The sequence below is a fragment of the Streptococcus sp. HMSC077F03 genome (genome assembly GCF_001812375.1).
In the GTDB taxonomy this organism is placed as follows: domain Bacteria; phylum Bacillota; class Bacilli; order Lactobacillales; family Streptococcaceae; genus Streptococcus; species Streptococcus oralis_S.
Window position 1 is genome coordinate 42,140 of sequence record NZ_KV808765.1, and the last position, 20,892, is coordinate 63,031.

General features: G+C 42.4%; 24 protein-coding genes and 1 pseudogene. 22 read left to right on the forward strand and 3 right to left on the reverse strand.

Annotation, left to right across the window (positions count from 1 at the left end):
* The first annotated feature begins 14 nt into the window (after positions 1 to 14).
* From HMPREF2853_RS02945 to HMPREF2853_RS03005, 13 genes are all read left to right on the forward strand, one after another.
* The gene (locus tag HMPREF2853_RS02945; protein WP_000616991.1) at positions 15 to 920 is read left to right on the forward strand and encodes a PTS mannose/fructose/sorbose/N-acetylgalactosamine transporter subunit IIC; all 906 of its coding nucleotides are present in this window, start codon (positions 15 to 17) and stop codon (positions 918 to 920) included.
* Positions 907 to 1,728: a PTS system mannose/fructose/sorbose family transporter subunit IID gene (locus tag HMPREF2853_RS02950; RefSeq protein WP_000185287.1), complete on the forward strand. Its 822-nt coding sequence runs from the start codon at positions 907 to 909 to the stop codon at positions 1,726 to 1,728. Before HMPREF2853_RS02945 ends, HMPREF2853_RS02950 begins: the two co-directional genes overlap by 14 nt.
* Before the next feature lie 3 nt (positions 1,729 to 1,731).
* Positions 1,732 to 2,136: a PTS sugar transporter subunit IIA gene (locus tag HMPREF2853_RS02955; protein ID WP_000045700.1), complete on the forward strand. Its 405-nt coding sequence runs from the start codon at positions 1,732 to 1,734 to the stop codon at positions 2,134 to 2,136.
* Positions 2,137 to 2,392: 256 nt separating this feature from the next.
* A complete protein-coding gene (locus HMPREF2853_RS02960; RefSeq protein ID WP_063645744.1) occupies positions 2,393 to 3,559 on the forward strand; it encodes an SIS domain-containing protein in 1,167 nt (388 codons plus the stop codon).
* A 10-nt stretch (positions 3,560 to 3,569) separates the two neighbouring features.
* Complete coding sequence (lacD, locus tag HMPREF2853_RS02965) at positions 3,570 to 4,565, forward strand: tagatose-bisphosphate aldolase (RefSeq protein WP_070534819.1); 996 nt, start codon at positions 3,570 to 3,572, stop codon at positions 4,563 to 4,565.
* 146 nt (positions 4,566 to 4,711) lie between these two features.
* On the forward strand, positions 4,712 to 5,749 hold the full coding sequence (locus HMPREF2853_RS02970; protein ID WP_070534792.1) for an aldose epimerase family protein: 1,038 nt from the start codon (positions 4,712 to 4,714) through the stop codon (positions 5,747 to 5,749).
* 110 nt (positions 5,750 to 5,859) lie between these two features.
* The gene (locus tag HMPREF2853_RS02975) at positions 5,860 to 6,714 is read left to right on the forward strand and encodes a VOC family protein (RefSeq protein WP_000220449.1); all 855 of its coding nucleotides are present in this window, start codon (positions 5,860 to 5,862) and stop codon (positions 6,712 to 6,714) included.
* 313 nt (positions 6,715 to 7,027) lie between these two features.
* Positions 7,028 to 7,600, forward strand: coding sequence for a hypothetical protein (locus HMPREF2853_RS02980; protein ID WP_000381574.1), 573 nt, complete (start codon positions 7,028 to 7,030; stop codon positions 7,598 to 7,600).
* A gap of 1 nt (position 7,601) precedes the next feature.
* On the forward strand, positions 7,602 to 8,264 hold the full coding sequence (locus HMPREF2853_RS02985) for a hypothetical protein (protein WP_070534794.1): 663 nt from the start codon (positions 7,602 to 7,604) through the stop codon (positions 8,262 to 8,264).
* 121 nt (positions 8,265 to 8,385) lie between these two features.
* A complete protein-coding gene (locus tag HMPREF2853_RS02990) occupies positions 8,386 to 9,057 on the forward strand; it encodes a hypothetical protein (protein WP_001226099.1) in 672 nt (223 codons plus the stop codon).
* A gap of 2 nt (positions 9,058 to 9,059) precedes the next feature.
* The gene (locus tag HMPREF2853_RS02995) at positions 9,060 to 9,722 is read left to right on the forward strand and encodes a hypothetical protein (RefSeq protein WP_070534796.1); all 663 of its coding nucleotides are present in this window, start codon (positions 9,060 to 9,062) and stop codon (positions 9,720 to 9,722) included.
* Positions 9,723 to 9,798: 76 nt separating this feature from the next.
* Positions 9,799 to 10,356 carry a DUF3592 domain-containing protein gene (locus HMPREF2853_RS03000; RefSeq protein ID WP_070534797.1) on the forward strand — a complete coding sequence of 186 codons (558 nt, stop codon included), beginning with the start codon at positions 9,799 to 9,801 and terminating at the stop codon, positions 10,354 to 10,356.
* A gap of 199 nt (positions 10,357 to 10,555) precedes the next feature.
* The gene (locus tag HMPREF2853_RS03005; RefSeq protein ID WP_000185160.1) at positions 10,556 to 10,813 is read left to right on the forward strand and encodes a metal-sensitive transcriptional regulator; all 258 of its coding nucleotides are present in this window, start codon (positions 10,556 to 10,558) and stop codon (positions 10,811 to 10,813) included.
* A gap of 222 nt (positions 10,814 to 11,035) precedes the next feature.
* Here HMPREF2853_RS03005 and HMPREF2853_RS03010 read toward each other — a convergent pair whose 3' ends face one another.
* The 3 genes and pseudogenes from HMPREF2853_RS03010 to HMPREF2853_RS03015 all read right to left on the reverse strand — a co-directional run bounded on the left by HMPREF2853_RS03010 (position 11,036) and on the right by HMPREF2853_RS03015 (position 11,991).
* Entirely contained in the window at positions 11,036 to 11,332 is a 297-nt protein-coding gene (locus tag HMPREF2853_RS03010; protein WP_070534799.1) for a rhodanese-like domain-containing protein, read from the reverse strand.
* Positions 11,307 to 11,682 (reverse strand): annotated as a pseudogene (locus HMPREF2853_RS10045) (CoA-disulfide reductase); the annotation flags it as partial. The pseudogene HMPREF2853_RS10045 and the gene HMPREF2853_RS03010, both read right to left, overlap by 26 nt.
* Before the next feature lie 3 nt (positions 11,683 to 11,685).
* Positions 11,686 to 11,991 carry a rhodanese-like domain-containing protein gene (locus HMPREF2853_RS03015; protein ID WP_000468862.1) on the reverse strand — a complete coding sequence of 102 codons (306 nt, stop codon included), beginning with the start codon at positions 11,989 to 11,991 and terminating at the stop codon, positions 11,686 to 11,688.
* 174 nt (positions 11,992 to 12,165) lie between these two features.
* Here HMPREF2853_RS03015 and HMPREF2853_RS03020 point away from each other — a divergent pair, with 174 nt between their 5' ends.
* From HMPREF2853_RS03020 to HMPREF2853_RS10050, 9 genes are all read left to right on the forward strand, one after another.
* Positions 12,166 to 12,729, forward strand: coding sequence for a sugar O-acetyltransferase (locus tag HMPREF2853_RS03020; RefSeq protein WP_070534801.1), 564 nt, complete (start codon positions 12,166 to 12,168; stop codon positions 12,727 to 12,729).
* 272 nt (positions 12,730 to 13,001) lie between these two features.
* Complete coding sequence (locus HMPREF2853_RS03025) at positions 13,002 to 14,237, forward strand: carbohydrate-binding domain-containing protein (RefSeq protein ID WP_070534803.1); 1,236 nt, start codon at positions 13,002 to 13,004, stop codon at positions 14,235 to 14,237.
* A gap of 419 nt (positions 14,238 to 14,656) precedes the next feature.
* Complete coding sequence (locus HMPREF2853_RS03030) at positions 14,657 to 15,373, forward strand: ABC transporter ATP-binding protein (RefSeq protein ID WP_070534805.1); 717 nt, start codon at positions 14,657 to 14,659, stop codon at positions 15,371 to 15,373.
* A gap of 1 nt (position 15,374) precedes the next feature.
* Positions 15,375 to 16,457, forward strand: coding sequence for an ABC transporter permease (locus HMPREF2853_RS03035; RefSeq protein ID WP_070534807.1), 1,083 nt, complete (start codon positions 15,375 to 15,377; stop codon positions 16,455 to 16,457).
* A 39-nt stretch (positions 16,458 to 16,496) separates the two neighbouring features.
* On the forward strand, positions 16,497 to 17,120 hold the full coding sequence (locus HMPREF2853_RS03040) for a TetR/AcrR family transcriptional regulator (RefSeq protein WP_070534809.1): 624 nt from the start codon (positions 16,497 to 16,499) through the stop codon (positions 17,118 to 17,120).
* A gap of 273 nt (positions 17,121 to 17,393) precedes the next feature.
* On the forward strand, positions 17,394 to 18,158 hold the full coding sequence (locus HMPREF2853_RS03050; protein WP_070534811.1) for a nucleoside phosphorylase: 765 nt from the start codon (positions 17,394 to 17,396) through the stop codon (positions 18,156 to 18,158).
* 33 nt (positions 18,159 to 18,191) lie between these two features.
* A complete protein-coding gene (locus HMPREF2853_RS03055) occupies positions 18,192 to 19,571 on the forward strand; it encodes a TrkH family potassium uptake protein (protein ID WP_070534813.1) in 1,380 nt (459 codons plus the stop codon).
* A gap of 13 nt (positions 19,572 to 19,584) precedes the next feature.
* A complete protein-coding gene (locus HMPREF2853_RS03060) occupies positions 19,585 to 20,250 on the forward strand; it encodes a potassium channel family protein (protein ID WP_001283884.1) in 666 nt (221 codons plus the stop codon).
* A gap of 154 nt (positions 20,251 to 20,404) precedes the next feature.
* The coding region (locus tag HMPREF2853_RS10050) for a YSIRK-type signal peptide-containing protein (RefSeq protein ID WP_261674233.1) at positions 20,405 to 20,892 on the forward strand (488 nt) is incomplete at its 3' end.

A 20,892-nucleotide genomic window follows, 5' to 3' on the forward strand; every position in this document is an offset into this window, starting at 1 on the left:
AGGAGGTCATTGTTATGATACAATGGTGGCAAATTTTACTTCTCACTTTGTACTCAGCTTATCAAATCTGTGATGAGTTGACAATCGTTTCATCTGCAGGTTCCCCTGTATTCGCTGGTTTCATTACTGGTTTGATCATGGGAGATGTGACAACTGGTTTGTTTATCGGTGGTAGCTTGCAGTTGTTCGTTCTCGGGGTTGGTACCTTCGGTGGTGCTTCTCGTATCGACGCAACTTCTGGTGCGGTTCTTGCAACAGCATTCTCTATCTCTCAAGGTATTGATACAGACCTTGCGATTACAACAATCGCTGTACCAGTAGCAGCACTTTTGACATACTTCGACGTTCTTGGACGTATGACAACTACTTTCTTTGCACACCGTATTGATGCTGCAATCGAACGCTTTGACTACAAAGGTATCGAACGTAACTACCTACTTGGTGCGCTTCCATGGGCTCTTTCTCGTGCCCTTCCAGTATTCTTCGCTCTTGCTTTTGGTGGTGCTTTCGTACAATCAGTAGTAGACCTTGTTAAAGAATACCAATGGGTTGCAGACGGTTTGACACTTGCAGGTCGTATGCTTCCAGGTCTTGGATTTGCAATCTTGCTTCGTTACCTTCCAGTTAAACGTAACCTTCACTACCTTGCAATGGGATTCGGTTTGACAGCTATGTTGACTGTTCTTTACTCATATGTAACAGGTCTTGGTGGCGCTGTTGCGGGTATCCTTGGTACCCTTCCTGCTGATGTTGCTGAAAAGATTGGCTTTGCTAACAACTTCAAAGGTTTGTCTATGATCGGTATCTCTATCGTAGGTATCTTCCTTGCAGTTGTTCACTTTAAGAACAGCCAAAAAGTAGCTGTAGCAGCACCTTCTACACCATCAGAAAGTGGGGAAATCGAAGATGACGAATTCTAATTACAAACTTACAAAAGAAGATTTTAATCAAATCAACAAACGTAGCTTGTTTACTTTCCAATTAGGTTGGAACTACGAACGTATGCAAGCTTCTGGTTACCTTTACATGATCTTGCCTCAATTGCGTAAAATGTATGGGGATGGAACTCCTGAATTGAAAGAAATGATGAAAGTTCATACTCAATTCTTCAACACTTCACCATTCTTCCACACAATTATCGCTGGTTTTGACCTTGCCATGGAAGAAAAAGATGGTGTGGGTTCAAAAGATGCCGTTAACGGTATCAAGACAGGTTTGATGGGACCATTTGCTCCTCTTGGAGATACAATCTTTGGTTCACTTGTACCTGCTATCATGGGATCTATCGCAGCAACTATGGCTATCGCTGGCCAACCATGGGGTATCTTCCTTTGGATCGCAGTTGCAGTTGCTTATGACATCTTCCGTTGGAAACAATTGGAATTTGCCTACAAAGAAGGGGTTAACCTTATCAACAACATGCAAAGTACTTTGACAGCTTTGATTGATGCTGCATCTGTACTTGGTGTCTTCATGATGGGTGCTCTTGTAGCAACAATGATCAACTTTGAGATTTCTTACAAATTGCCAATCGGTGAAAAGATGATTGACTTCCAAGACATCTTGAACTCAATCTTCCCACGCTTGCTTCCAGCAATCTTTACTGCCTTTATCTTCTGGTTGCTTGGTAAGAAAGGTATGAACTCTACTAAAGCGATCGGTATCATTATCGTTCTTGCAGTAGGTCTTTCATTCATCGGTAAATTCTTGCTTGGAATGGGCGCATAATTTATGAGTAAATCATTAATTTTGGTGAGTCATGGTCGTTTCTGTGAAGAACTTAAAGGTAGCACAGAAATGATCATGGGTCCACAGGACAACATTCATGCAGTGGCTCTTCTTCCAGAAGATGGTCCCGAAGAATTTACTGCAAAATTTGAAGCTGCTATCGAAGGATTGGATGATTTCCTAGTCTTTGCGGACCTTCTCGGTGGTACACCATGTAACGTGGTGAGTCGCTTGATCATGGAAGGTCGCGACATTGAACTCTACGCAGGGATGAATCTTCCAATGGTGATTGAATTTATCAATGCCAGCCTTACAGGTGCAGATGCGGACTATAAGAGCCGTGCTGCAGAAAGCATCGTAAAAGTCAACGACCTGTTAGCGGGCTTCGATGATGACGAAGACGAATAATACTCTTCGAAAATCAAATTCAAACTACGTCAGCGTCGCCTTGCCGTATAGATGTTACTGACTTCGTCAGTTCTATCTGCAACCTCAAAGCAGTGCTTTGAGCAACCTGCGGCTAGCTTCCTAGTTTGCTCTTTGATTTTCATTGAGTATAAGATGTGACTTAGAGCATCTTATATAGAATATACATGGGAATGGGAGTCAATCCCATTCCCATATTTTCAATAGGAATGAAACAACAATAGATTAGAGGAACTCTATGCTAAATTACACAAAAGAAGAATTACTTGAACTGGGTGCAGAAATCACGACTCGTGAGATCTACCAACAGCCTGATGTATGGAAAGAAGCTTTTGAAGCCTATCAAGCAAAACGTGAAGAAATTGCAGCCTTCCTACAAGGGATTGCGGATAAACATGACTATATCAAGGTCATCTTGACGGGTGCTGGTACTTCTGCTTATGTGGGAGATACCTTGGTACCATACTTTAAGGAAGTCTATGACGAACGCAAATGGAATTTCAATGCTATTGCGACAACTGATATTGTTGCCAATCCAGAAACTTATTTGAAAAAAGATGTGGCGACTGTCCTTGTTTCCTTTGCTCGTAGTGGGAATTCACCTGAAAGTGTGGCGACGGTTGATTTGGCTAAAGCCTTGGTTGACGACCTCTATCAAGTGACCATTACATGTGCTGCAGAAGGGAAATTGGCACTTCAAGCCCATGGCGATGACCACAATCTCTTACTCTTGCAACCAGCTGCTTCCAATGACGCTGGATTTGCCATGACTTCTAGTTTTACGTCTATGATGCTAACAGCTCTCTTGGTCTTTGATCCTACAGAATTTGCTGTGAAAACTGAACGTTTTGAAGTTGTTTCTAGCCTTGCTCGTAAGATTCTAGACAATGCAGCAGATGTTAAAGAGCTTGTTGACCTCGACTTTAACCGTGTTATCTACCTGGGTGCAGGTCCTTTCTTTGGCCTTGCTCATGAAGCTCAGCTCAAGATTTTGGAATTAACTGCTGGTCAAGTGGCGACCATGTATGAGAGCCCAGTCGGCTTCCGTCACGGTCCAAAATCATTAATCAACGAAGATACCGTTGTTTTGGTATTTGGTACAACGACAGACTACACTCGCAAGTACGACTTGGACTTGGTTCGTGAAGTGGCTGGTGATCAGATTGCTCGTCGTGTTGTGCTCTTGAGTGATCAAGCCTTTGGTCTTGAAAATGTCAAAGAAGTAGCACTTGGTTGTGGCGGTGTCTTGAACGATATTTACCGTGTCTTCCCTTACATCGTTTATGCCCAACTCTTTGCCCTATTGACTTCACTCAAGGTAGAAAATAAACCAGATACACCATCTCCTACTGGCACTGTAAACCGTGTGGTACAAGGTGTGATCATTCATGACTATCAAAAATAAGGAAGTGTCTATGAGTAAATTACAATTAAGTCCCAATAAAGTAGCTTGCTTGCAAAAACTCTCTGACGAGAACGGCATTATCTCAGCTCTTGCCTTTGACCAACGTGGTGCTTTGAAACGCCTCATGGCTCAATACCAAACAGAAGAACCAACAGTGGCTCAAATGGAAGAACTCAAGGTTTTGGTTGCAGATGAATTGACAAAATACGCATCCTCTATGCTTCTCGACCCAGAGTATGGACTTCCAGCTACAAAAGCGCTTGATGCCAATGCTGGTCTTCTCCTTGCTTATGAAAAAACAGGATACGACACAACTAGCACCAAACGCTTGCCTGACTGCTTGGATGTTTGGTCTGCCAAACGCATCAAGGAACAAGGTGCAGATGCAGTCAAATTCTTGCTTTACTATGATGTAGACAGCGCTGACGAACTCAATCAACAAAAACAAGCCTACATCGAACGCATTGGTTCTGAATGCGTGGCAGAAGACATTCCATTCTTCCTTGAAATCCTCGTTTACGATGAAAAAATCGCTGATGCAGGTTCTGCAGAATACGCAAAAGTGAAACCACACAAGGTTATTGGTGCTATGAAGGTCTTCTCAGACCCACGCTTCAACATCGACGTCTTGAAAGTGGAAGTTCCAGTCAACGTCAAATATGTTGAAGGATTTGGCGATGGTGAAATCGTGCATACACGTGAAGAAGCGGCAGCCTTCTTCAAAGCGCAAGATGAAGCAACTAACTTGCCATACATCTACTTGAGTGCAGGTGTGTCAGCGAAACTCTTCCAAGAAACACTTGTCTTTGCTCACGAATCAGGCGCAAACTTCAACGGAGTTCTTTGCGGCCGTGCAACCTGGGCAGGATCAGTTGAAGCCTACATCAAAGATGGTGAAGCAGCAGCTCGTGAATGGTTACGCACAACTGGATTTGAGAACATTGATGAACTCAACAAAGTTCTTCAAACAACAGCGACTTCATGGACTGAACGTGTAGAAGCATAAAAACAAGAATAGAAGAATCCCTTTTTGTTAAGAAGCTACTTAAGGTTTTCTGACAAAGGATTCTGAAAATAGAAACTACAACCATAGATGGTGAGACACTCTCTATGGTTTGTTTACTTAAGAGAAATGGATCAAAGGAGAGAAGAATGAAAGCATACACAGAACGTGTATTTGGAAATCATGAGGGCAAGGATGTCTTGGCTTATCGCTTTGAGACTGACAGTGGCTACCAACTAGAAATCATGACCTATGGTGCGACCATATTGCGCTATGTCACGCCTGACAAGGCTGGGAATTTTGCCAATGTGATTTTGGGTTTTGATGATTTTGATAGCTATGTAGGCAATAGTCCCAAGCATGGAGCAAGTGTAGGTCCTGTAGCGGGCCGTATTGCAGGTGCGACATTTGAGCTCAATGGTCAGACCTATAATCTTGAAGTCAACAACGCTAGCAACTGTAACCACAGTGGTTCAACAGGTTGGGATTCGAGCTTGTTTGAATTGGTCGAAGTGAGCGACCATGGCTTGACCCTCTACACAGAACGTACAGACGGAACAGGAGGATTCCCTGGTAATCTCAAGATCTGGATCAGCTATCACTTGGAAGAAACTGGCGCCTACGAAGTCAGCTATAAGGTGACGACAGATCAGGATACGCTTGTCAATCCAACTAATCACAGCTACTTCAACTTGTCTGGTGATTTCACGCAGACAGTTGACCGCCATGTCTTCCAGCTAAATACCGAGGGTATTTACCCAATCGCTCCGGACGGTGTTCCGGCTAAGACTCCAGATGCTACTCGTGATGTGGTTAAACACATCTACAATGGTGCTTTGTTGAAGGACATCTTTGAAGAGGAAGATGAGCAAATCCAGTTGGTATCTGGTTTGGATCACCCATTTGCTCTTCCTGCAGGTCATGACAATGCTGGTTTCCTTTATGACCAACACTCAGGTCGTTTCCTACTTTTCAAGACAGAGGCCCCTTGCTTTGTGGTCTACACAGCAAACTTTGTGGATGAGAGTGTGCTCATCGGAGGCCAACCAATGGTGCAACACAATGGGATTGCCCTTGAAGCGCAAGCTTTACCAGATGCTATTCACAGTGACTTCAAAGACCAAGTCATTCTCAAAGCAGGCCAAACCTTTACCAGCAAAACTCGCTACGAGCTTGTTGTCAAATAAAAAGAAGAGCTGGTTTCCAGCTCTTTTGAGTTGTCTTCGTTGACATTTTATCTCAATAGTGTATAATTGATGTAATTAATAAAGTTACAACAAACAAAAGGAGACACCCTATGACTTATGCATACCAAAGCCACATTTACCTAGCGGAGGCGGTTTTAAATGTCAAGGATTTGACGAGTCAAACGGCTTTTTATCACCAAATTATTGGCTTGGAGATTTTATCCCAAACAGAGACAGAAGCGATTTTGGGACTTGGTCGAAAAGCCTTGGTTCACTTGATTCAGGCAGAAAAGTCTGGCGAAGTAAGGGAGCATTATGGGCTCTACCATCTGGCGATTCTGTTGCCGACACGAAAAGCCTTGGCAGATGTCTTGAAACACCTAAGTGATTTGCGGATTCCTCTGGTCGGGGGTGCAGATCATGGATACAGTGAGGCTATTTATCTAGAGGATTTGGAAGGAAATGGCATTGAACTCTACCGTGATAAGCCAGTGTCTTCATGGGATATTCTAGAAGACGGCCGCATTATCGGTGTGACCGAGGCTCTTGCGGCACAGGACATCTATGAATTAGGGGAAAAGGTAGATCCCTTTATCCTAGCTGAAGGGACGAGAATGGGGCATATCCATCTATCGGTTAAGGATAGTCACGCAGCAAGTCAGTTCTATCAAAAGGTGTTAGGACTAGAGGATAAATTTAGCATTCCTAGTGCTAGTTGGATAGCGGCTGGTCAGTACCATCACCACCTGGCTGTCAACGAATGGGCTGGAAAGGGGCTAGCTCCGCGTGAGCAAGGCTTGCCAGGCTTGGCCTACTATGTCCTTGAGGTCGAAAGCAAGGAAGAACTCTTGGACATCGTTCAGCAAGCACAAGAGCTAGAAGCACCGATCAAGTGGTTACATTCGAGTGAGTTGAATCTTATAGACCCAGACGGCATTGTGACCCGCATTCGCTTGGCACGATGAAACGAGGAAAACACATTATTTATTTTAGAGACATAGGAAAAGGCGGACAAGCTCGCATTCTGTTTTTAGAATGCGGACTTGTCCGCTTTTTTATGAAATGACGAATCCTTTCTTGTCTTTAGCAATGGTATCTGCCGGGGATATTTTCCCTTTTCTGGGGGGTTCATGCTATAATACTAATAAACTTTTCTTTCTCTAGGAAGGAAAATGCTAAAAATCAGCTAGAATGCTGGCAATCGTCGTCACGATGCTTTTAAGAGAAAGTAGAACTTTGTTTGAACATCCGTATTGAGTTTAGGAGACGGGAAATAAGATGGACACAAGTGTAAAAAATTTAATCAGTATGGGCCCTCTGGAGGACTCTTTTATCTATTACGATCTGAAGAATCAAGTATTCTACGGTGTAAAACAAGGCATGAATTATTCAGCTATTGCAGCCCCTATTGCAATCTATTCCTTGCAACGGCTGTCAAAGTTGCTCAACCAAACCTTTGGAGATGTCTCATCCCCTCTTAATCTAATCTTCTTTATCTTGATGTCGCTGTTTTTAGTTTTTGGGACCATTCTCCTTGCCAAGTCTACCCGACGTAACATGAAGACAGATAGATTTAGAAAAGTCCGGCTGACAAAAGCCAATATCAAAACACTTAGGAGAAAATCAAGGGCGTTGACAGTAGTTGGCTACATTTTTGTTTTAATAACGATTTTTTCAGCCTATCGTTATCTGGCTGTTTCTGATTTTCAATTTTTAATTATGTACATGTTAGGGATTGGTATTCTTACATATATAGTTTATGATTTTCGGATGAAAACGCGCAAACGACTGTTCAAGGAGCTGATGGAGACATTACAGGACGGTAGCCGAGGGAAAGAGGGAGAAATGTAAGATGAGAAAAATAATCTTTATTGGACAGAGCGGTGATGAAGCTGTCTACTATAACACAAGAACAAAAGAGGCTCTGGTAGCCGATAAGAGCGCCTTATTAAATACAGAAGGAGCTAGGAAGACCAATAAGGCTATTATTCCTTTGATATTACTTTTTGCGTTATTTGGTGGAGGTGTTGGACTTGCTATTTTTTCCTTTACTTCTCCATTTAGATTAAACGAGAGGATGATTCCAATCATTTTACTAGCCATATTTTTAGTTTTTGTTGGAAGTATTTATATGTTGGAAAAAGCATTGTATAAAAATGTTCGTTCCACAGTTTTGGCAAACGAAGAACAATTTAAAGCTGCAGTGAATGGAAATTTATTTTGGGAAGGATTTTCCGATAAGAAAGCAACATTAGGTAAAATTTTCTTTTTCTCGTTTGTTATCTTGGTTCTTCTGTTTTGTTTAGGAATTGTAAGTTTATTTGGAATACCAGGAATGCTTATTCCTTATTATAACCATGAGTGGTTTGATCTTTCATTATTATTTTCACCAGTGGCAGGGGTACTTCCAGCAGTGGTCGTAATTGCTCTATTTCAAAATAACCCAATCCGCTGGCTGTTAGCCGTACGAAAATACAAGCAGGGGAAAGTATTATTTAGGGAAGAGAAGAACTAGAAACACGAGAGAAACGCTATTACCATTACCAGTGGTTGGTGATGGTGATGTTTTATCAACAACCTATGATAAAATTGAAGTTTCTGATTATAGTGATTAGTGAAAACTGTGGTGATTTTATATGAGAAAAATAATTTTTATTGGACAGAGCGGTGATAAGGCCGTTTACTATAATACGCGAACAAAAGAGGCTCTTGTAGCAGATAAGAGTGCCTTGTTAAATACAGAAGGGGCTAGGAGATCGAATAGGGGGATTGCTCCTTTAATTGCTATATTCTCTTTGTTAGGTTTACTCGGAGGATTTGTTGCAATACCAATTTTCTCAGGCCTTCGTTATAATAGCGGGATGGTTCCTATTTTTATTCTTTGTCTTTCCTTTATCCTATTTGGATTTATATGGATGATGGAAGTCGCCTTATATAAAGGAGTGAAACGAGTCCAAGGAGCAACAAAGAAAGAGTTTAAAGAAGCAGTTTATTCAAATTTGTTCTGGGAAAATTTTAGTGAGAAAAAAGCGACGTTTGCGAAAATGTTGGCTTTTATGATTGTCATGCTACTAGTTTTTATGACTACTATAGTAATATTTGCTGCTGCAATTCCGGGCACTATTGACTCATTCAATAAGCAAGAGGCATTTGATATACAAATCTTTTTCTCGCCTTTAGCAGGTCTCTTTCCTGCCTTGTTGTACCTTTTCTTATTCCAAAACAACCCTATCCGCTGGTTCTTAGCTGTGCGAAAATATGAACAGGGGAAAGTGATATTTAATGAAGAAATAGAAAAGAGAGGATGATAATGTCACAAGAGAGATATTTGCAGATCAAAAAAGAGCATCAAGTTCGTAAGTTTGTGGGGCGTTTCCTCTTCATTCTTCTCGCTATCCTCGATGTTCTACTGGTATCAAGTCATTCCAATTATGTCCCGCTTGTAACGGTGGCTATGGTAACGATTGTGCCTTTTAATCATTTTCTACTTGGTCCTCTTAGGAGACAGAAAAAAGCTATAGAAAAAGAGCATCCAGAATGGAAAATACTCAGTACGAAGGGAGTAAAGGTTCCCTCGGCTGAAGCCAATAAAAGAACCTTGGCTGGTATTGGGATCTTGACGGCCTTGCTGTTGTCTTTTGGGCTATTCTATAAACCTGTGAAACAGCCGAACGTCCAAGTAAACAATCCGCCTAAACTTGATTTTAACACGCCTGAAACGTCCAAGTCTTCTGAGTCTGAGTCGTCCAGTTCCTCTAAGACCAAAGAATCTAGTTCCTCAGAGTCGAAATCCTCGTCTTCGACTGAACAAAGTTCTAAAACCGAAAGTTCAGGAACAAAACCCTCAAAAAGCGAATCCAATAATCCTTATTACCAGATTCCAGGACTTACTGACGAACAGGTGAGAGATATCATATCAAAATCGGTGAAAGATTTGAGAGAAAAACAGTCAAAAGAAAAATCCGAAGAGTAGACTCGAGGGCATCGATGTCCTTTCTGGATGAGTTAGTTTTGAGATTTTACTGTATAAAATAACAGGAGGAGTTCATATGAATAAAGAAGTGATTGGTTTGATAGTTGGGACAATCGTCATCTTCCTATCTTTTGTATTTGTGTGTGGGACCTTTCTTTTCCTCTATCTTCGGGATCAGAAGTTGGTCCGCCTTGCCAAGTCATCCGTACAGGGAACGGTTATCGTCTATAGCCGTTTTCGTGAGGGGTATCCACCTATCGTCGAATACACGGTGGATGGGATTTCTTATAAGAAAACTTTGCAGTATTTTATGTTCAAAACGGTCACAATTCCGTGGGGGACTACTAAATTTTTAAAGGACTATACAAGAGAAGATATGCTGGCACCTTCGATCACTCGCTACAGCAACTCCTTTGTTTCCTTCAAACGCTTGATGCAGACCCATTTCCCCCTTCATTCGGAGCTGACAGTCTGGTATGATCCAGACAAGCCGACCAGGGCCTATGTCGAACGTTACAGCGGAATGGACAAGTTTTACAAGTGGTTTGGTATCGGATTTGGGCTGGCTCTAGTTCTAGTCTATGGGATAGTGATCCTAGCCTTTTTGTCCAATTTGTCCAAGATATACGCATAAAGGTCAGTTGGTTGAAAGGAAACGTGACTTCCCATCGAGCTTCAAGGAGGACAGAGTTTCTTTTCCATTTCCATGCTTATCAATCTTTTCTATCTGATACAGAGGAGAGGTTGCCTCCTACAAATACAGACAGGAAGTGAATTTTGACAAAGCCCCTTATTCGAGATATAATGAAGAAAAAGTGACCAAGGATAAATTAATGACAAACTCAAAGTACATCACACGCCTGAAACGTTCAGAGGGCCAGTTGCGTGGGATTCAAAAGATGATTGAAGAAGATCGTGACTGCGCAGATATTGTTACGCAGTTGACAGCAGTGAAATCTAGCGTTGAGCGCGTGATTGAGATGATCATTACTGAAAATCTCACAGGCTGTATCAACCAACCACTAGACGACCCCGAGGCTCAAAAGGAACGCCTAGAAAAGGCCATCCGATACCTGATTAAACGGAAATAAACTAATTTGCTATTGATAAACAATGCAGACAAAGGTATTTAAGTCTATTTCGATAAAGAAATCATGTCAGACAAACGGATGAGTTCCCCCAATACCAATGAGAAAACCTCTTTTTAGATACCATCAATGTGTTTCGTTTTTTAGAAGCGACGGGCTACGAGCCCTATATCAGTGGGTTGCAGAAATGAAAAAACCGATTAAGGAACTTAATCGGTTTTTTGCTTATTCTACTTGACCGGGCCAAGCATTCATACCACCTTCTACATTGATAACGGTGAGGCCTTGGGCGCTTAGAAATTCACAAGCAGATGCGGAACGGACTCCACCTTGACAGATGACATGATATTTCTGGTCAGGTTTGAGTTCTTTGTAACCTTGCTCCAAGGTACTTAAAGGCAGATTTTTGGCACCTGGTGCATGTCCTGCTTGGAATTCGTGCACTTCACGTACATCGATAAGGTTTAGATTTTCATTTAGGTATTTTTCATAAAAGTCAGCCATGCTGATACTCGTTTCCATATTCGACTCCTTCTGGATTAGCCATTTTGTATAGTGAATAAGCGCTATCAAGGTTTTGGACGGTAAATCCTGCCGCTGGAGGCTACGCTCTGTGATCTAGCTGCGCAAAACGCTGTGGTAGCTGTGGTAGCTAAGGATGTAGACCTGGTTCTTGTCTGGTTCATCCAAGCTCTCCCCTAGTTCATTTAGGGGATATGGATGGTATCGACCTTGGGTCGCTCCCCTGAAATTCGCCACTTATCTGCACATCTAGGGATTTTGGCCCTTAGTCAGATCGTCTTCGAGCAGATACCTTGGATATTGTCGCTCAGACCTTCGATAAGGTTCAAGGCTGCATAGCCCATTTGATGCTTCTAGATGACCTGACCTGTCCAAGCGCTCATACCGCCTCGAACATTGATGACATCGTAGCCATTTTTCTTAAGCTTTTTCGCGGCTAGTTTGCTTCGTACACCAGAGTGACAAATGACATAAAGTGTTTCTTTTGTCGCAGGTGTGTAAGAACCGATTTCCGTTAAAGGAACATTTTTGGCATTTTTGATATGACCTCTACGGAATTCCATAGGCGTCCGAACATCTAGTAGCTGAATCGGTTCTCTGAGTTTAGCTTCTAACTCGCTGGTAGAAATACTGTCAATTTTTGTAAATAAGTGAAACATAGGCACCTCCACATATACCCTTATGGGGTATATTAAACCATGAAGTCAATCTTTTGTCAAGCAAGTTGTTTTGACCTGGAGGGGATTGGTTTTGAGAGTCTAGAAAGCAGGCTATTCTTGACCTTTCAAAGGCTTTTTGATATGATGAGTCCAAAGTAAGTGTGAGGTGATACTATGACCAGCGAATACCAGAAAATGATAGCAGGGGGGCCTTACCGTCCGTCGGATCCTGAATTACGGACCTTGGCGCAGGCTTCTCGCCAAAAACAGGCTGCCTTTAACAAGGAAGAAGATCCCTTGAAGGGAGCGGATATTATCAAGACTTGGTTTGGCTCAACTGGGCAAAATCTTTATATCAATCCACGCTTGGTGGTCGATTATGGAGTCAATATCTATCTAGGGGAAAATTTTTATTCTAATTGGAACTTGACTATGCTGGATGTTTGTCCGATTCGCATCGGGAACAACGCTATGCTTGGCCCCAACTGTCAGTTTTTAACCCCACTCCATCCACTGGATCCTCATGAACGCAATTCAGGGGTCGAATATGGCAAGCCCATCACCATCGGAGACAATTTCTGGGCTGGAGGTGGCGTCATTGTCCTTCCTGGAGTGACACTGGGCGATAACGTCGTCGCTGGAGCAGGGGCTGTGATTACCAAGTCCTTTGGTGATAATGTTGTCCTAGCTGGGAATCCTGCGCGTGTTATCAAGGAAATCCCAGTAAAAGAAAACTAAAAAGAACAGCTTGGACTGTTCTTTTTATGAGCTTTAGTCTTATAGATTTTTCTTCTTTTTGGCTTTCTTGGTCAAGGAAACATCGCACTTGGGAATGTTGCTTTTAAAAACTATTAAATGCATTTTAGTACTCTCAAATTGTTTCTAGTAGCCCTTTCAAAAGAATACTGAGCGAAACTGAATTTAAGGAAACTTTCAGAAAAGTTTTAGTTTTGTTTCAGGAATCTTCTGTAGACTGTCTAGCTATATCATACGAAGGAGAGGAAAAAGCTATGAAATCAAAAAAATGGACCCTACTCGCAACGAGTTTAACGGCAATAGTGCTGATGGCAGCATGTGCCCAGTCAACAACTACATCCAATACCAATGCAACGACAAATAGTGCAACAACAACTGCAACAAAGACAAACCAATCATCCTATTTTACAGAGAAGGACAATGATACCTCTTATGATGAAAGTACAGCTTCTAAGATTGAGTTATCTGGCTCATCTGCAAACGTCTTTGGGGATGGCGTGACAGTCTCTGAATCAACAGTGACCATCACAAAATCTGGGACCTATGTGATTTCAGGTCAGTCTGACGGAGTGCAGATCAAGATCGAGGCAGATAAGTCTGCAGATGTTCATCTAGTCCTAAAAGGCGCGACCATGACCAATACCAATGCAGCGATATCTGCGACATCAGCTGGTCATGTCTACTTGACTCTAGCAGAGGGAACCACCAACAGTCTCTCTGACTCAAGCTCTAACAGTGACGAAAAAGCAGACGCAGCTCTCTTTTCTAAGGTGGATTTGACCATCAACGGGAAAGGAACTCTCAATGTAGATGGCAAGAAGAACAATGGTATCAAGGCCAACGACACCCTCCACATCACGGGTGGAACCTATAACATCACAGCAGTTGGCGATGCCTTTAATGTCAATGATGAACTCAACATCACTGGTACGACCATGACTATCGATGCCAAGGAAGATGGCGTAAAGGTGGACAATGACGAGGATACTTCAGTCGGAACCATGTACCTATCCAACAACAACATCACCGTCACAGCAGGAGATGATGGCATCCACGCTTCTGGAGATCTGGTTATCGATAGTGGTACCTACACCGTCAAGAATTCGACAGAAGGACTTGAAGGCAAGTCAATCACTATCAACGGTGGGGATATTAGCATCTATTCGACAGATGATGGGGTTAATGCAGCCAACAAAAACGCCCCACAGAGTGAAATCTTATTCACTATGAACGGTGGGAACCTGACAGTAGAAGTCGGCCAAGGAGACACAGACCCAATCGACTCAAACGGGAACGTGACGGTCACAGGTGGGACCATTAAAATGACTGGTCAAACAGGTTTTGACTTTGATGGAACAGCGACCTACACAGGTGGAGATATCTATCTCAACGGTGAAAAACAAACGGAAATCGTCAATTCTATACCTGGAGGCGGTGGACCAAATGGAGGCCCTCAAGGCGACGGTCCAGCCCCTGGCGGACAAGGATAAAAAAGAATCTCCTTTCTCGAAAGAGAAGGGAGAGTTTTATGTAGGAAGGATTTTCTAGAATAAATACCAATCCGGAGTTGAGAACTTCTTGGTCTGTTTCATATAAAAACGGATAAAGTGAATTTCCATAGCTAAGGTTATCAAGGTTGCTATTGTGATGACAGTAGTAGGATTGGCTGAGAGAAGTAGAGGAAGAATAGGCCTTTAAAAAGTGGACAGGAAAGACCATTTCGGAGTATCGTGAAGAGATTTAGAAACAGCTCTAAAAGCAATAGCTATCCATTATAAACATCAGATACGAATCTGGTGTTTTATTTTTTTAAAGAATTTAACCCTTTCTCTTGACAAGTGAGTGATTACTCACTATAATAGCTTCGGTGATTTAAAAAGTGAGTATTAACTCACCAAGGAGGAAGTAAATGAAAACATTACTACATTTACAAGATTTAGTAAAATCTTTTGACCATCAAATAGTTCTGAATCATGTCAGCTTTGAATTGCAGCCAGGAGAAATTATAGGATTAATTGGTCCGTCTGGTGCTGGTAAATCAACTATGATTAAGACTACGTTAGGAATGGAAAAGGCTGATGGAGGCGTAGCTTTAGTGTTAAATCACACTATGCCCAATCGCTATATTTTAGGAGACATTGGTTATATGGCCCAGTCAGATGCTTTATACGAGTCCTTGTCAGGCCAAGAAAATCTGGAATTTTTTGGTCAGCTAAAGGGGCTTTCTAAAAAAGACCTGAAGGCGGAAATTGCTTATATAGCTCAAGTAGTAGATCTGACAGACTACTTAAACAAGGCGGTATCTGGTTATTCTGGAGGAATGAAACGGCGTTTGTCACTGGCTATCGCGCTTTTAGGAAATCCTCAACTCTTGATTTTGGACGAACCGACAGTTGGAATCGACCCTTCTCTTCGAAAGAAAATCTGGAAAGAATTATTCGCGCTTAGAGACAATGGGGTTGGGATATTAGTTACTACCCATGTTATGGATGAAGCAGAGTTGACGGATAAGGTCGGCTTATTATTAGGCGGAAAAATCATTGCTTTTGATACACCGCAACACTTAAAAGAAAGTTATCAAGTTTCAAGTATTGAAGAAGTATTTTTAAAAGCAGAAGGTGAGTAAAATGAGAACAATAGCGATTGCAAAAAAGGTCATCAAAGAATTACTTCGTGACAAACGAACTCTAGCCCTGATGTTTATAGCACCTGTTTTTATCATGTGGTTGATGAACCTCATGTTTTCAGCTAGTACAACCGTGAATGTCAAGTTAGCAACACAGGATCTACCAACTGGTTTGGTAACGAAAATGGATGAGCTTGATCATGTGGACATCGAGACTTATCAAGACTTAGATCAGGCCAAAGAAGCGCTAGCAAATGAAAAAGTCGATGCTGTGATTTCTTATAAAGACGGTGAGTATCAGGTCGACTACGCAAATACAGATGCCTCCAAGACATCTATGATACGACAAGTGTTACGAACAAGTATCGCTAGTGAAGGCACCGATCAGTTACTATCTCGTGTCAAACAAGCTCTTCCACAATTGGACTTGGACGCAAAAACACCAGAAATCAAGGAGTCTTATCAGTATGGAGATGAAAATACAAGCTTCTTTACCAGTATGATTCCGGTTTTGATAGGTTTTGTAGTTTTCTTCTTTGTCTTTTTGATTTCAGGTATGGCGCTTTTGAAAGAGCGCACCAGTGGAACACTAGAACGTTTGTTAGCAACACCAGTGAAACGATCTGAAATCGTCTATGGCTATATGTTGTCTTACGGTATTATTGCGATTTTTCAAACGGCAGTTGTCGTCTTAGCAGCAATTTGGCTACTAGATGTAGAAGTTGTAGGAAGTATTTTAAATGTTATAATAGTTAATGTGGTACTGGCTCTTGTAGCACTAGCTTTTGGAATTCTCTTGTCTACTCTAGCAAAATCAGAATTCCAAATGATGCAATTTATTCCTCTCGTGATTATGCCCCAACTTTTTTTCTCAGGAATTATTCCATTGTCATCCATGGGAGAATGGGCTCCAACTGTGGGGAAATTTTTGCCATTAACCTATTCTGGTGATGCAATAAGCCAGATTATTCTTTACGGACACAATCTTGGTGATATTTTGCCAAATCTTGGTGTTTTAATGATTTTCTTGATCATTTTAACAATTCTCAATATTGTTGGATTGCGTCGTTATCGTAAAGTTTAGAAATCAACATAAATAATGCTAAAAAGGTGTGAAGATTAGATGGATAAGACTGTTTTTGAATCGTTTGAAGATTACTTAGAAGAAGCGAATTACCCTCAAGGAAAGAAAAAAATCATGCAGGCAGCAGTGGATCTCATATCAACTAGGAGTTACCATGGGACCTCAACTCTTCACATAGCTGAGCGTGCTGGACTAAGCCAGGCAACTTTGTTTAAGTATTTTAAGACGAAGGATGATCTACTGACGGCTATTTTACATCCTGTAGTCCCAAGCATTTTCGGTAGTTTTTTTGAGGAACTCTTAGCTTTTGAAACGACAGAAGAGAGGGTTCGTTATCTCGTCCACGATCGTATGAGCTATCTCAAAAAAAATCGTGCTTTGATGAAAATCATTCTGCAGGAGAGTTTTTCAAATAAGAAACTAAAAAATGAACAGATTTTTATCTGGAATGCTATTCAAGATAAACTTCGAGTGCTTCATAAGGAATTGCTAGCAGATCCACGTGTAAATCCAGAGATAACGATTCCTCAAATGGTTCGTATTTGTGTTGGTCCATTGTTGGCTTACTTCGCTCAACTTTATATCGTTAGCGATAATGGAGAAATAAAAGAGGAAGACTTAGACTTATTAGAAAAACAGATTTTAGGTGGTTTGTGGAAATAAGGGAGTTCTAGAAGAACTAAGGTTTATTTACTTGACTTTCAAACAAGCTAAAAAAGACATGTTCTGCTTATTTCAGATTCATGTCTTTTTTGTTATTGGATTTGGTATTTTGGTGATAGTCCTCAATCACTTTGCCAAAACAGAAACCGACCTCTCCAGCAGTGCAACGATTTCTTAAATGTATGGAAGAGGAGTTTTCTGGCTTGCTAAAGACAACTCCTTGACACTCCGTCAGCTTTTGATACAATAGTACAAAATTAGAGGAGGTGGGTTATGATTCAGAAGCATACAATTCCCATTTTAGAGTTTGATGATAACCCCCAAGCGGTTCTTATGCCAACATATGAGGGGTTAGACTTAAAGTTGCCAAAGAAGTGTATCTATGCATTTTTGGAGGAGGAGATTGACCGCTACGCTAAGGAAGTAGGGGCGGATTGTGTTGGTGAGTTCGTTTCGGTCACCAAGACTTATCCAGTCTATGTCCTCAACTACAAGGGCGAGGAGATTTGTCTGGCCCAGGCGCCCGTAGGCTCTGCCCCAGCGGCCCAGTTTATGGATTGGTTGATTGGCTATGGTGTGGAGCAAATCATTTCCACTGGAACCTGTGGCGTCCTAGCCGATATAGAGGAGAATGCCTTTCTCGTCCCTGTTCGTGCTTTGCGAGATGAGGGGACCAGTTACCATTATGTAGCGCCTTCTCGTTATATGGAGATGCAGATTGAGGCTGTCTCTGCCATTGAGCAAGTCTTAGAACAAAGAGGCATTCCTTACGAGGAAGTCATGACCTGGACGACAGATGGTTTTTACCGAGAGACGGCTGAAAAGGTTGCCTATCGCAAGGAAGAAGGCTGTGCTGTTGTGGAGATGGAGTGCTCTGCTCTTGCGGCAGTAGCTCAGCTACGTGGAGTTGTCTGGGGAGAATTACTCTTTACCGCAGATTCCTTGGCAGATCTGGACAACTACAACAGTCGTGACTGGGGCTCTGAAGCTTTTGATAAGGCACTCGAACTCTGTCTTGCCATTGTGCACCACATGTGAGTGTTCTGACTGTTTTTATGGTAGAATGTAGTTATGTTATTCAAATCTTTTTTGGAAAAAATCAAGACGATACTGGGACGCTTGTCGCCAGCCCGTCGCATCTTTTTAAGTTTTGCCCTAGTAATCTTCTTGGGTTCTCTCCTTTTAAGTCTCCCCTTTGTGCAAGCAGAAACGTCACAAGCGACCTACTTTGACCATCTCTTTACGACCGTGTCCATGGTCTGTGTGACAGGGCTTTTCACTCTGCCAGTGGCTTCGACTTATAATATCTGGGGCCAGTTGATCTGTATGCTTTTGATCCAGATTGGTGGTTTGGGGCTCATGACCTTTATCGGAATCTTTTATATCCAAGGCAAGCAAAAGCTCAGTCTTCGTGGCCGTGAGACTATTCAAGAAAGTTTCAGTTATGGAGAAACCCAGTCTCTAAAGGACTTCATCCGCTCGATCTTTCTGACGACTTTTTTGGTGGAAGGGCTCGGTGCCTTTCTCCTGAGTTTCCGCTTCATTCCTGAATTTGGCTGGGGACGAGGGGTGTTAACTTCTATCTTTTTGGCTGTTTCAGCTTTCTGTAATGCTGGATTTGATAATTTTGGAAGTACGAGTTTGGTAGCCTTTCAAACGGACCCCTTGATCAATCTAGTGATTGCGGGTTTGATTATCACGGGTGGTCTAGGATTTATGGTCTGGTTTGACCTAGCGACCCAGTTTGGGAAGAAGAAAAAACGCCGCCTGCGTTTCCATACCAAGTTGGTTCTCTTTTTAACGGCGGGAATTCTGCTCTTTGGAACCGTATCGACTTTGTTCATCGAGTGGAACAATCCTGGAACGATTGGAAATCTCAGCGCTCCAGAGAAATTGCTGGTTAGTTTCTTCCAGACCGTCAGCATGAGAACGGCAGGTTTTGCTTCCATTGACTACACCCAGGCTCGACCGGTGACCTTGTTCATCTATATCCTGCAGATGTTTCTGGGAGGGGCACCTGGGGGGACAGCAGGGGGGCTCAAGATTACGACCTTCTTTGTCTTGTTGGTCTTCGCTCGTAGCGAACTATTGGGCTTGCCTCATGCCAATGTGGCTCGGAGGACCATTGAACCCCGAACCGTGCAAAAATCTTTCAGTGTCTTTATTATCTTCTTGCTGACCTTCTTGCTGGGCTTGATCCTGCTAGGGATAACAGCAGAGGGGAATCCGCGTTTTATTTACCTCATGTTTGAGACCATTTCAGCCCTTGCGACAGTTGGGGTGACGGCAAATTTAACACCAGAGCTAGGCAAGATAGCCCTCAGCATCGTTATGTTGTTGATGTTTATTGGCCGTATTGGTCCCTTGACATTACTGGTCAGTGTAGCGGAATACCAGCCAGACAAGAAAGATACGATTCACTATATGAAAGCAGATATCACTATCGGATAAGAAAGGAAGAACGATGTCAGATCGGACAATTGGAATTTTAGGTTTGGGAATTTTTGGGAGCAGTGTTTTGGCAGCCCTAGCCAAGCATGACATGAATATCATTGCTATTGATGACCACGAGGAACGCATTAATCAATTTGAACCTGTGCTGGCGCGTGGGGTAGTTGGAGATATCACGGATGAAGAACTCCTTCTGTCAGCGGGGATTGACACCTGTGATACCGTAGTTGTCGCAACGGGTGAAAATCTGGAGTCTAGTGTTCTCGCGGTCATGCACTGCAAGAGTCTCGGAGTGCCGACCGTCATTGCCAAGGTCAAAAGTCATACAGCTAAAAAGGTTCTAGAAAAAATTGGGGCAGACGCAGTCATCTCACCAGAGTTTGAAATGGGGCGCTCATTGGCACAGACCATCCTCTTTCATAACAGCGTAGATGTCTTTCAGCTGGACAAGAATGTATCGATTGTCGAGATGAAAATCCCCCAATCGTGGGTAGGTAAAAGCCTTAGTCAGCTAGATTTACGTGGGCGATACAACCTCAACGTACTTGGCTTTCGTTCCTACGAAAATGCTCCTCTGGATGTCCAATTCGGACCCAATGACCTCTTGCAGGCAGATGCCTATATCATGGCCGTCATTAATAACCAACATTTGGACACCCTAGCTGAACTGAGTGAGTAGGAGAGGAAGGGTACTCTCTTTCCAATAATTAACGAGTCAATATAAGTATTTTATAAGAGGGATTTAAGAAAAATTTTAACTTTTTCTTAATCCTTTTTAATTTTAGGAGATTATACTAGAGTCATCAAAAAAAGAAAACTCTAAGGAGAATCCTATGAAATTCAATCCAAATCAGAGATATACTCGTTGGTCAATTCGCCGTCTCAGTGTCGGTGTTGCTTCAGTTGTTGTGGCTAGTGGCTTCTTTGTCCTAGTCGGTCAACCAAGTTCTGCGCGTGCTGATGTCGTCAATCCGACCCCTGCCCAATTCGTGCCAGACGCTACTTCGGTGAGTGAAAAGAGCGACTTACCAGCAGAGGTTCTCAAAAAAGCAGTCGATGTAGCTCTTCCTTCAGAACAGTCTATTCCAACACCTAAAGCAAGTGTGGATACGACAAGCTCTTCAGAAAAAGCGGACGCAACTGCTAAAGAGCCGGCAGTAGCGCCAAAAGAAGAAGTGCAAGCACAACCTGACTCTAAGAAACAAACAGAAGATGCAGTTAAACCTGCGGAAAGTACTGCGTCTACAGTTTCTGGACAAGACCGTGAAGCCAGTGAAGCGCAAGCAGCGACCACTCCAGCTGAAGTGCAAAAAGGTGTGGC